The organism is Mesorhizobium captivum (assembly GCF_033977165.1).
GTDB lineage: Bacteria > Pseudomonadota > Alphaproteobacteria > Rhizobiales > Rhizobiaceae > Mesorhizobium > Mesorhizobium captivum.
On sequence record NZ_JAVIJB010000037.1, the window covers coordinates 15,386 to 27,153 of the forward strand.

Here is an 11,768-nt window from a genome sequence, read left to right on the forward strand (position 1 = left end):
TAAGCGTCATTACGACTGCCCAAGAGCTAAGGGTCGTGATCTTCAGGTGGCTGTTTTCGCAAAATCGCTCGTTGAGAGCGGTTCGAGGCACCTCATCAATCGCGACTGGTCGGACCTCTACGCAGCCAGCCGTTCAGCCCGTTCGGCCATGCAATGACGAAGACGGCAAGCAACAGTCCAAGGCCGATGTTGCGGTAGTCGGACAATTCCCGCATGCCTTCATCAGCCAGCATCAGCAAGGCGGCGCCGAGCAGGGGTCCCCATATCGAGCCGAGGCCGCCGATGACGATCATCGCGATCAGAAACAGCAGCGTCGAGAAGGAAAACACCGTCGGGCCGACGACGCGGAAATGGATGGCGTAGAAGCCGCCGGCGATGCCCGTAAAGAAGGCTGAGACTGCGAAGATCCAGAGCTGGTATTTGAAACGGCTGATGCCGCGCGACATTGCGTAGCCTGGATTGTCGCGCAGTGCCCGGAAGGCCAATCCGAGCGGTCCCCTGATAACGACGATCGAGATCGTCACCGCGATGGCCAGCAGCGCCAGCCCGACATAATAGTGGGCGACGTACCATTTCGACGGGAACAGCGCGCGCAGACCGATGTCGCCGAACTGGCCGATGCCGCGCACACCGCCGAACAGTGGCATGCAGCCGCCGGTGGTGGTGAAGCAGTCGGTGTCGTTGACGATGAGCACATACATGACCTGCGCGATCGCCAGCGTCAGCAACGCCACGTAGGGGCCGCGCAGGCGCAGGCAGGCGAGGCCGATCAGCATGCCGACCGCGACGGTGACCACGCCGGCCATTGGAATGGCGGCGAGCATCGGCACCTTCCAGTAGAAGCCTAGCATCGCGGTGGCGTAGGCGCCGGTGGCGAACAGCGCCATCTGCGCCAGCGAGAAGATGCCGCCTATGCCGAGCACGAGGTTCCACTGCACCACCACGATCGCCCAGATGAAGAACAGCGTCGACTGTGTAATGACGTAGCGCCCTGGCATGACGAGCGGCAGCGCGATGGCGAGAGCCAGGCAGACGAGGCCGATCAGGATGTCGCGGCGGATGGATGTCATAGGCGCACCACCTGCTGTTTGCCGAACAGGCCGTAGGGGCGCCAGATGAGCACGAGGATGACGAGAAGCAGCAAGGTGGCGAAGCTCCAGCGCACGCCGAGCACATACTGCGTGGCGGCTTCGAGCAGCCCGAGCGCGATTGCCGCGATCACCGCGCCGTAGACATTGCCGAGCCCCGCGACCACGCAGACGATGAAGGCTTTCAGCAGCGGGTCGCCGCCCATCACCGGGGTCAGCGTGGCGATCGAGCTGATCATGATGCCGGAAACAGCGGCGAGCGCGCCCGAGAGCGCCAGCACCTGCGCGTAGACGCGGCCGACCCTGACGCCCATGAGTTGCGCCGCCTCGCGGTTCATCGAAGTGGCGCGGATGGCGCGGCCGGCGCTGGTGCGCTGCAGGAGGATGGCGACGGCCACCATCAGCACGATGGCGACGCCGAGGATGAAGACGTTCTGCAGCGGTATGTGCACATTGCCGATGACGACCTGGCCCTCGACCGCGAGAGGCTGCGAGATCGGATAAGGTCCAAAACCCTTCAGCATCAAATTCTCGATGACGCTGCCGATACCGATCGTGGCGATGAAGATGTTTGTCTCGAAATTCTCGGCTCTGAGCAGCGGCAGCGCCGCGCTGAAATAGATCAGTAGCCCGACCAGCGCGCAGACGAGCGCGGCGGCGAGAAGCGCGAGCGCCGGATGGAGGCCCGCATGAACGATTGCCGCGTAGCAGATGTAGCCGCCGAGCGTCAGGATGGCGCCATGCGCCATGTTGAGCATGTTGAGCGAGCCGTAGACCAGCGACAGGCCGATGGTCGCGACCGCGTACATGGCGCCGAGTGTCAGGCCGGAAGCGACGATTTGGATCAGGACGTCCATCGCTCACACTCCGAGATAGGTTTCGACGATTTCCGGGCGTGCCATCAGTTCGGCGCCCAGGCCCGACCAGGCGACGCGGCCATTGTCGAGCAGATGGATCATGTCGGCATGCTCGGCGATCCGCTCGGCGTTCTCCTCGACCAGAAGGATAGTGCGTCCTTCGCGCCTGAGGTTGAAGATGACCTCGTAGATCTGCTCGATGACGATCGGGGCGAGGCCCAGCGAGGGCTCGTCAAGCATCAGCACCTCGCCGCCGGCCATCAAACCGCGGCCGATGCCGCACATGCGGCGCTCGCCGCCCGAAAGCGTGCCGGCGGTCTGGTTGCGGCGCTCCTTCAGCTTGGGCAGCAGCGTGAAGACGAAGTCGAGCCGTTCTGCCAACCCGCCGCTGTTGGCATAGGCACCCATCATAAGGTTCTCGTGGACGGTCATTGCCGGAAAGAGCAGATCGCCCTGCGGAACCTGGGTGACGCCGCGCTCGACGATCTGGTCGGGGCGCAGGCGGTCGATGCGCGAGCCGTCGAGGCGGATCTCGCCCGACGTCACCGGGACAAGCCCGGAAATCGCCTTGAGCAGGGTGCTCTTGCCATGACCGTTGGGGCCGACAATGGCGGTGAGCTCGCCCTTCCTTGCCGACAGTTTGATGGCGTCGAGCACGATGCGACCGGCATAGCCGGCGCTGGCGTCGACGATCTCGAGCGCCGCCTCAGCCATGCGTGTTTTCCATGAAGGAGCGCAGCCGCTCGGAAGCGCCCTGGCCGAGATAAACGTCGACGACGGTGCGGTCGTCGAGAAGCTTTGTCGGCAGGCCTTCGAAGATCTTTTCGCCGTGATGCATGATCATGATGCGGTCGGAGAGGCGCACCAGGAAGCGCATCACGTGCTCGATGAGGATGATGGTGACGCCCGCCGCCTTGATGGCGCGCACGGCATCCATCACACGGTCGACCTCACGAGCGGTGAGGCCGCCGACGGGCTCGTCCATCAGAAGCAGTTTCGGCTTCGTCGCCATGGCGCTCGCCATCATCAAGAGCTTGCGGTCTAGCACCGGCAGCTTGCCGGTGACCTTGTCGGCGCGGTCGGCAATGCCGAGCATTTCAAGCGCGGCGTCGGCGGCCTCATGCGCCGCGCGGCCGGCGCGCAGCGTCGGCACGGTCCGGTTGCTGCGGCCGAAATAGGCGCCGACCAGCACGTTCTCGCGCGCGGTCATGCTGTCGAAGCCGGCATTGAGCTGGAAGGTGCGGGCAACGCCGGCATGGCAGATCTGCTCGGGCGCACGCCCGGTGATGTCCTGGCCGTCAAGCACGATCGCGCCTTTGGTGGCCGGGTTCAGCCCCGAGATCACCTCGAACAGCGTCGTCTTGCCGGCGCCATTCGGTCCGCCGATGCCGAGAATTTCTCCAGCCCCGACATCGAAGGACAGATCGCGGACCGCCGCGAGCGCGCCGAAGGACTTGCCGACATGCCTGCACGACAGCAATGGCGTCGCGGCGGCGTCTCCCGTCACAGGGTTATCCCTTGATCCATGGCGGCATCATGAACTTGGTCGTGCCGTATGGCGCCGGCGCGATCAGGCCGGGCCCCTTGGTATAGTCCTGGATCTGCAGGAACTGATGCGGCATGCCGAGCGATGAATCGTTGACCTGGGTCGGATAGGTGTAGGCGGCGTTCTCGAGCGGCATGAAGCGGGTCGTGCCGGTCACGCCGCGCCATATCATCGAGCTCATCCGGGCCGCAACCTTGCGGTTCTGGTCGTTGTTGCCGGGTTCGCCGGTGCCGCCGGCAAGTGCTGCCGCGGTCGCCCAGACATAGGCGCTGTCATAGGGCTGCGCGCCGGAATTATGGCCGGCGTTCGGGCCGAACTTTTCCTTGTAGCGCTTCTCGAAGGCAGTGCCGATCTCGTCCTGCAGCGCGCCGACGACGGTCGCGTAGATGATGCCGTTGGCCGCCTGCTTGGCGATGTCGCGGAAGGCCGGGATCGACGGGCCGTATTGCATATAAACAAGGCTCGGCGTCGGATTCGAGGCGAACTGCAGCGCGAACTGCCCGAGATCGGCGGGCAGGAAGTGAGTGATGCAGATCACCGCCGGCGGATCCTGCCGGATCTTGGCCAGCGTCGGCCCCCATTCGGAAGCGGGCACGCTGACGGTCTCGAACAGGCTGATGTCCCAGCCATAGCTCTTGGCCTGTTCCTTGACGGCATTGGCGATGTTGGAGGCATAGACGCCGGCCGACAGGATCACCGCCATCTTGTTGTTCTTGCGCTTCCACTCGCCGTTTTCCTCCAGTCCCTGTAGGAACTTCAGGAAGCCGGGACCATACCAGTATTCGGCGGGGTCGCCCTGGAAGGAGCCCCAGTAGCGGTCCGGGTTGGACTTCACCAGATTGTTGTGGCCGATCGTGGTGTCGTAGTGGACATAGATGATGCCGTTGTCGGCGGCGACCTCCTGGATCGCGGCGCCCGAGCCAATGTTGTAGCCGTTGAGGATGGCGTGCACGCCGTGCCGGTCGACGAGGCGCTGCGCCGCCTGCACGTTGGTGGCGTCGCCCATCTGCGCGGTGTCCTCGAAGGAGGGCTCCAGCGGCCGACCGAGGATGCCGCCCAGCGCGTTGATCTCCTCGCAGGCGAGCGTCAGGCCGTTCTTGAACTCGATGCCGTCGGGCGCGGCGAAGTCGGTGGTCGGGCCGCACTGGCCGACCGGGATCGGATCGCCTTCGGCGCGCGCTTCGTTGTTCATCGAAAACAGCATGGCCGGCATGCCGGTCAGCGTCGCGGCCGTGGCGAGACTGCCTTTGATAAGGAAGTTGCGGCGGGAGCCGGCAATGACGTTCGGTGTCGGTATTTTCATATTTCGCTTCATCTCGATTCCCCTGTCGGTTCATGTTTTTGTCAGTTTATGTTCTTAACCAGTTCGGCTGCCTGATCGATCGCTGCCGTCTGATGCGGCTGCGCCGACATTCCACCCCATTGTCCCATCAACTGGTCCCACGGGTCCTCGACCCCCGTGCGATGGCCGCAGAGCTCCTCGATCACGGCTAGGCCGCAATAGGGCACGTACATTTCCGAGTAGCCGCCCTCATGCGTCATCACCAGGCGCCCGCCGCATAGTTCGCGCGCCGCGTCGAGCAGCATGCGCGCCAGCCTGCGGTAGCCGCTGGAATTCATCAGCATGCGTCCCATTGGGTCGACGCCGGAGGCGTCGAAGCCCGAGGGCACCACGATCAGCTCCGGCTTGAAGCGCATAAGCGCCGGGATCACCACGCGCTCGAAAGCCGCGGCGTAGGCGCCGGGACCGGACCCTGGGGGCAGCGGGACGTTGATGTTGAAGCCCTTGCCCTTGCCCTCGCCATTCTCGGCGATCGCGCCGGAATTGGCCGGGAACAGATTGTCCTGGTGCAGCGAGATCGTAAGCACGCTCGGATCGTCGTAGAAGATCGCCTGCGTGCCGTTGCCGTGATGCACGTCCCAGTCGACGGCTGCGATGCGCGTGAGGCCGTGCAACTGCTGCGCATGCCGGATGGCGATGGCGGCGTTCGAGAACAGGCAGAAGCCCATGCCGACATCGGCGGTGGCGTGATGCCCCGGCGGGCGGATCAGCGCATAGGCGTTGTCGACCTCGCCCGTGATGACGGCCTCCATGGCTTTGATGGCGCCGCCGGCGGCAAGGAGCGCGATTTCATAGCTGCCGGCGCCGAGCGGCGTCAGCGAGCTGGCGTCGCCATAGCCGCGGTCGCTGATCTCCCTGATCTTGGCAATATGCGCCGGCGTGTGGATCCGCGACAGCTCCTCGACGGTGGCGCGTCGCGGCTTGATGGTGACCAGATGGTCGAGGATGCCGCTCACTTCCAGCAGGTTACGGAGGCGACGCTTGGTCTCGGGATTTTCGGCATGAGTGCCGGGCTGAACCGTCAGGCTCGGCGGGAAAACCTGGTTCCAGTTCCAGGTGTTGTGCCAAAGATAAAGTTCGTGAAAAACGAAACCAGTCGCCATGCGGCTCCCACCCAGCGTATCTCGGCTGGATGATGGCGCGCTACATTAGCGCTGTCCCGACACCTTTGGGTAAAGGGTGGGTTTTTTGAGCCCACCCCTTCGGGTGGTTATCCGGCCAGTTTGCGCTCCGTTGAGCCGTCGAGCCCGATTTCCTTCAGCTTGAGAACCGCTTCCGTGCGGCTCGAGACGCCGAGCTTGCCGAAGATGTTCTTCAGATGCCACTTCACCGTATCGGGCGCCATGGACAGCGTCTCGGCCAATTGGCGGTTGGTATAGGCGCGCAGGAGCAAGGCTGCGACGTCAGTCTCCTTGCTGCTCAGCATTCGCTTTTTCCCCACGATTGCCATCGGGCGAGCGCGTTCGGGCACTGTCCTGTCCAACTCACGCAGCAGCGCGTCGACAAAAGTGGCGGTGCCGGAATTACGCGACCACGCAGGAATTCGCGCCCTGGCGAATTCGAGCACCTCGCGCATCGGGTAGCCTTCATCGATCAGCGAGCGCATCGCGTTCTGCGGCAGCGCCAGGGTGACAATATCGACCGCCGCCGCCAGGGCCAGCAGCGTTTCGCCCGCGCTGTGTGCGGCGATCGCCACAAGCGCGCGGACCTGCATGAAGCCGCGCAAGCGCCCGTCACGGCGCATCCGCTCGGCGATGCGGTCGAGCACCGCGATGGCCTTAGCCGGGTGGCCTTCGGCGATCAGCACGCGCGCGGCGCCGATATGGGCATATTCGTCGAGCGGGTGGATAGGTACCGGGCGGCTTTCGAACGAGGGCTCGGTACCACGCGAGCGCAGCGCCAGCCGCGCGGCGCGTACATCGCCGCGCGCCAGCAGCAGCCGTACGCGCTCGTTCAATGCCGCGGCCGTCAGCCGCCGGTAGCGCTTCTCGATGCCCAACCGTTCAGCGCGCTCCAGAAAGACGATGGCCTCGTCGTGTCGGCCATGCGCGGCGGCGAGCCGCGCGAGATGCAGCTTGCAGGCCATCTCGTGCACGACCAGCCCGCATTCCTCGATGATCTGCCGGTGCTGGTGCAGGATGCGCTCGGCGCCCTGCAGGTCGTTCCATTCATAGGCGAGCTCGACCTGGAAGATCGCCGTCATCGCCTCGGTGTAGGAGCCCGAACCCAGCCGCTCGCGGGCCAGCCGGCAGGCACGGTCGAGCAGTTGATGCGCTTCGGCCAGGTTGCCGGCGGAAATCTCGACCAGACCCAGCAAGAGGTCGCAATAGACAATGCCGAAGACGGAATTGGCCGTGGCATGATGGTCGCGCGCCGCGAGGCTGCGCAGGCGCGCGGCATCCAGCTCGCCAAGCGAATAGTGGCTGAAGGCACAGATGTTGGCGAGCGTGCCGCGCGCGAAGGGTTCGTCTTCGGGAAAATCGGCCAGCCAGCGCGAGGCGACGCGGGTCGCGGTGCGGGAGCGGTCCGTGGCGCTGATGACGCCGGCCGTCAGCGTCTGCAGCTCGGCCTTGAGCGAACGGGTGGTCGCGCGCTCGATCTCGCCGCGTTCGGAAAGCTGCCCGATCAGGGTTTTGGCCTGTTTGAGGATACGGACCGCCTGGCGCGGCCGGCTCATGTGGAACTGCGCCCAGACGCGCGCCAGGAGCAGGCGAGGGCGGGTGGCTATCAGCTCGGGGGGAAGCTGGTTCAGCCACTCCGTCAGCCTGGGGATGTGACCCTGCATGGTGAGCGGCATAGCGCATTCCTCGACCAGGCGCGCCGCATGATCGGCATCGCCGCTGGCGAGCGCATGGTCGACCGCGTCGGAGATATGGCCCCGCGCCGCCAGCCAGGCGGCGGCGGCGCGATGCAGGTCCCTGCGTGCCTCCGGCGTCCAGGCATCCAGCCTGTTGCGCAGGAACTCCGAGAACAGGTGGTGATAGCGGAACCATTGGCCGGAGGAATCGAGCGCGATGAGGAAAAGGTTCGAGTGCTCGATGGTCGCCAGCGCCGCCGCGCAGTCCCGTCCGGGACAGACCGCCTCGACGAGGCCAAGGCAGAAGCGGTCGAGGATTGAGGTCCTGAGCAGGAAATCCTGGATCTCGGGCGCCTGCCTGGCGAGCACGTCGTGGGTCAGGAACATCGCCACGTCGCGCTGGCTGCCGGAAAATTCGGCGATGAAGGCTTCTCTAGATCCCTCATGCGCCAACGCCAAGGCAGCAAGCTGCAGGCCGGCCGGCCAGCCTTCTGTCTTGTGGTGAAGCGCCACCACGGCCGAGACGGCGAGGTCGAGACCGCAGACATTGGCAAGGTAGTCCTCGGTCTCCTCGAGCGAAAAGCGCAGGTCGCTGTCGCCGAGGCTGACGACATGCCCCTTCATCTTCATATGGGCGAGTTCGAGCGGCAGCTCGCCGCGGGTCGCGAGCACGATCCGCAAGGCCGGCGGGGCATAGGCGACCAGCATATTGATGCAGGCGGCGATCTCGCCGGAGACGATCAGATGCGCATCGTCAAGGACGAGGTAGATCGGCGCGGTGCGCGGCGACAATTGGTTGATGATGGCGGTAAGGATGGAATCGACGGGCGTCACCGGGCTGGAGTCGATCAGCAATTCCGCGTTGCCGGCAATGTCAGGGTCGACGCGGTGGAAGGCGGCGGCGAGATATTTGAGGAAGCGGGCAAGGTCGTTGTCCAGCCGGTCGATTGATAGCCACGCGACCTGGGCGATGCTGCCGGATATGCCGGCCGCCCATTGCGAGAGCAGGGTCGATTTGCCGAAGCCGGCAGGCGAGGTCACAACGGTCAGCTTTCCCGAAGTCGCGGCGTCCAGGCTACGCAACAGCCGTGGCCTCTGGACCAAGGCGTCGCGCAAATGAGGCGGCTGGAGTTTTGTCTCTATCAGCATCTGGTTCTCGATCGGGGCTGCGGGCCACATTAGTAAACGCGGAGTGCAGCGCAGAGGCAATGATCAGCTTAGCTGGAACCGCATCGTTGCAATATCCTCAGCAATACCGAACGTGCCTCCTTTGAGCCCAGACAGACCGATGCTCGCGACATCCTGACGGTGCGCTTCTGGAAACCTTCCATTGAGATTTGACCATCCGCACCGACACCAAAGAAGTACGTCAGCTAGTTCTACAATTCGCGATCGACTTGGGGTTCTTGGAAGCTTTTCGAACTTTCTGGATCGCGCCTCAGCCCGAATTGCGGGGGCGTATGGATAGAGTGGAGCACTAGGCTCGGTTTTTGGATGGGATGGAAAGCACCGGCCAATGGCCAATGGCCGCTATGGGTGGTCACCTGAACGGCTGAAGGATATCACGAGACGGAAGATGAGGCCGGCGACAAGGCGATTACGGAGGCCTTGCTTGATGATACCGGTGTAGCTCCGGAAGGCTGGCGGGAAATCTACAGGGGCAACCACTCCTAGCCCTCGATCCCCGCCGACCGACCGGAAACGTCCCAGCCTCCGATACTTCATACGTGCGATTGTGGGTTTGAGATGGTAGCGGGAGACCGCTACATCGCAAATCCCACCATCGGGGAAGCGCTTTTCCACTTTCGGCGTTCAGCCTAGGTACGCATGTTACCGTCGGTTGCGAATTTCACGGACAGTAGGCGGAACGGAGTTGGGAAGAGGGTCTACTTTGGTTTAGCCGAGTTCCTTGTGGGCGGTATGACTGCGGCCTCGCGCCCGAGCCCATGCGACTTCGCGATTGCTGATCGCTGAGCCGCGTAGCTCGCCGCCACCATGGGATATCCGGCTTCAATCCCCATTTCTCGCGATATCGGCGGTAAGCTCCATCAATTGGGCTCTGCCATTCTCAGTTTCTTCCGACATGCGACAGCCCCTGTCCCGCTGGGCGCTACCGATAGTCTCTTAGTCCGTTATAGCAAAAGGTCGACGGCTTTGCTGTCACGCGCTCGCACCACGATGAGGGGAGGCGCCCCAGGCGATAGGGCAAGGGATTGATGCGGTCGACCTGCAGTCAAGACAACCTTTGCACAGAGGACAAAGCGGATAGCTTGCATGAAAAGGATCAATGACCCAAACACGTCCAATTTGGGTCGGATTCCGAGACGCTTCACGAAGTTCGTTCCTCGCGCCCCCGCCGAACTTTGCCAGTTTATGGGGGCTCAGGGTGCAGTCGAACCTCAGCCCTCGCGCAGCCTCATGCTCAGATTGAAAGCTTGTAGGATGAGAGCCGATCCACGACCCTGCCACCGAACCCGGCACACATTCTCAACATTGGTTGATTGGAATCATCCACAAGCATTAGGACATCCCTATATCCGCGCTCTTTTATCGCCGATAACGCTGCCTCTATCAGATATCTGCCAATTCTGAGATCTCGCCAGCCGCCCTTTACAATAGCCAGTTCAACCGTAGCCGTACGCCCCTTTACCGTCTCGCGGTCGACCACTTGGATGAATGCAATCGCATCATCATCCGCAGTGACCACGAAGGAGCAAAGTGGGAGCATGTCGGGGTCGGAAAACTCCCCGATGATAAATGAACTAGAGATATCTCCCGTTGGGAGGCACACAGGCACATCCTTAAATCCGCTACGATATAAGCCACATAGCGATTCTACGAGTGCGGGGCGCACAAGCGCTTCTTGGAAATCGACAGCAACCAGGTCGCTTCGGAGAGAACGCCCGACTGACTCGTATAGGTTCATAGGTATACTGATAAACTGTTCAGACAAACATTTACAAAATCCGTGTCTCTCAATATCTTCGCTTGTTATTCTGTCAGAGTCAGCCAACTCTATGAATAACTCGTCCAGTTCCATCACTCTAGCCTTGGTGGTAGCATGCTCTGCCAATCGATTAAAGTTATCGGAATCGGTTGATCCGTAAAATCTCAGATACTGAGATTTGGCGTTCATCGCCAATGGTGTCATTGAGATCAGGTAGCCGAAGAATCTGCCATCCTCATCACTAAAAAAGTAATGTTGCGATGAAGATCCAACCAAAGCGGATCTTACAATACGTCTCGCAAAATAAGCTGCGTCATCGGTCGGAGGCGTTGTGTTTCGAAGATCGCGAAGGAATTCGCCTGCCGACGAGGTATCTTTTGCGCTAAATATATGTGCAGCCTGCGGGGTCACGTTCACTCCAAGAGAAAAAGGTAGCTCATTGCTATAGCGCCTCAATAGGCGACGCCGGGCGCTACTATGAAAGTGCGGGTATTAATCGCTGCACATGAAGCATTCCTTCTTACTCACATTATCTGCGCGGCGGGTTCCGCCAAGCGGCGCCAGAGGTCCTGTGAACGCCGCGCAACCAGAGAAAATTTACTATCGATCTTTTCAAGAACTTCCGATTGCCGAGTCTTATCATACTTCAACGACAGATAGGCCAGTTCCCTCCAAGAGGCGATGAGCGCGTCAAGGTCATCCCGGCACGGTCTTTTATACCCGCCGGTCAACAAAGCGCGCCTTACGTGGAGAAGGCTCGGAACTACAAAATATGTATTAATGTGACCGAATAGCCTTTTTTTACGAGGCGGTTTCGGGGCTGATGACGCGCTTCAAGGGCTCCGACAAGGTCAAGAACTGGGGCCAGGCGATCGCCAAACGCTCCTGCCACCGCAAGGCGTGTGTGTCGCCGTGGCGCGCAAGCTGGCGGTGATCATGCACGACATGTGGAGCGACGGAACGTCTATGTCGGCGATTCCGCGGCGAACCGAAGCGATGCCGTCCAGCGCGCTCATCGCAAGGATCGCAGGCTTCTGGGAGCGCATCGATGAACGGTGCGAGCGCAGTTCAAACGCATGGCGTCCGTACGGTGATGGGCGCCATCTGACACAAGAGATCCGCTCCGGCGGATGAGGACCGATGCAGACCAGGAACGACGGAACGCACGTTATCTTGCCTGCGGCCGCGCCG

Annotated in this window: 9 protein-coding genes and 1 pseudogene; 1 reads left to right on the top strand and 9 read right to left on the bottom strand. The window is 62.3% G+C overall.

Annotated elements, in window-relative coordinates; translation table 11 throughout:
* Positions 1-95: 95 nt before the first annotated feature.
* The 9 genes from RFM40_RS25605 to RFM40_RS25645 form a co-directional block, all read right to left on the bottom strand.
* Positions 96-1,070, bottom strand: coding sequence for a branched-chain amino acid ABC transporter permease (locus tag RFM40_RS25605; protein WP_320229079.1), 975 nt, complete (start codon positions 1,068-1,070; stop codon positions 96-98).
* Positions 1,067-1,945: a branched-chain amino acid ABC transporter permease gene (locus RFM40_RS25610; protein ID WP_320229080.1), complete on the bottom strand. Its 879-nt coding sequence runs from the start codon at positions 1,943-1,945 to the stop codon at positions 1,067-1,069. The genes RFM40_RS25605 and RFM40_RS25610 overlap by 4 nt, the downstream gene beginning before the upstream one ends.
* Before the next feature lie 3 nt (positions 1,946-1,948).
* Complete coding sequence (locus RFM40_RS25615) at positions 1,949-2,659, bottom strand: ABC transporter ATP-binding protein (protein WP_320229081.1); 711 nt, start codon at positions 2,657-2,659, stop codon at positions 1,949-1,951.
* Positions 2,652-3,452 carry an ABC transporter ATP-binding protein gene (locus RFM40_RS25620; protein WP_320229082.1) on the bottom strand — a complete coding sequence of 267 codons (801 nt, stop codon included), beginning with the start codon at positions 3,450-3,452 and terminating at the stop codon, positions 2,652-2,654. Before RFM40_RS25620 ends, RFM40_RS25615 begins: the two co-directional genes overlap by 8 nt.
* A gap of 4 nt (positions 3,453-3,456) precedes the next feature.
* A complete protein-coding gene (locus tag RFM40_RS25625) occupies positions 3,457-4,794 on the bottom strand; it encodes an ABC transporter substrate-binding protein (protein ID WP_320229083.1) in 1,338 nt (445 codons plus the stop codon).
* 41 nt (positions 4,795-4,835) lie between these two features.
* Complete coding sequence (locus tag RFM40_RS25630) at positions 4,836-5,936, bottom strand: class II histone deacetylase (protein ID WP_320278542.1); 1,101 nt, start codon at positions 5,934-5,936, stop codon at positions 4,836-4,838.
* A gap of 107 nt (positions 5,937-6,043) precedes the next feature.
* A complete protein-coding gene (locus RFM40_RS25635; protein WP_320229085.1) occupies positions 6,044-8,713 on the bottom strand; it encodes a winged helix-turn-helix domain-containing protein in 2,670 nt (889 codons plus the stop codon).
* Positions 8,714-9,516: 803 nt separating this feature from the next.
* Positions 9,517-9,651, bottom strand: coding sequence for a MucR family transcriptional regulator (locus RFM40_RS25640; RefSeq protein WP_320229086.1), 135 nt, complete (start codon positions 9,649-9,651; stop codon positions 9,517-9,519).
* Between the two features lie 401 nt (positions 9,652-10,052).
* Positions 10,053-10,988, bottom strand: a complete 936-nt coding sequence (locus RFM40_RS25645; RefSeq protein ID WP_320229087.1) for a GNAT family N-acetyltransferase — start codon at positions 10,986-10,988, stop codon at positions 10,053-10,055.
* Between the two features lie 391 nt (positions 10,989-11,379).
* Between RFM40_RS25645 and RFM40_RS33770 the strand changes: the two are divergent.
* Positions 11,380-11,629, top strand: a pseudogene (locus RFM40_RS33770) (IS110 family transposase); the annotation flags it as partial.
* Positions 11,630-11,768: the final 139 nt, after the last annotated feature.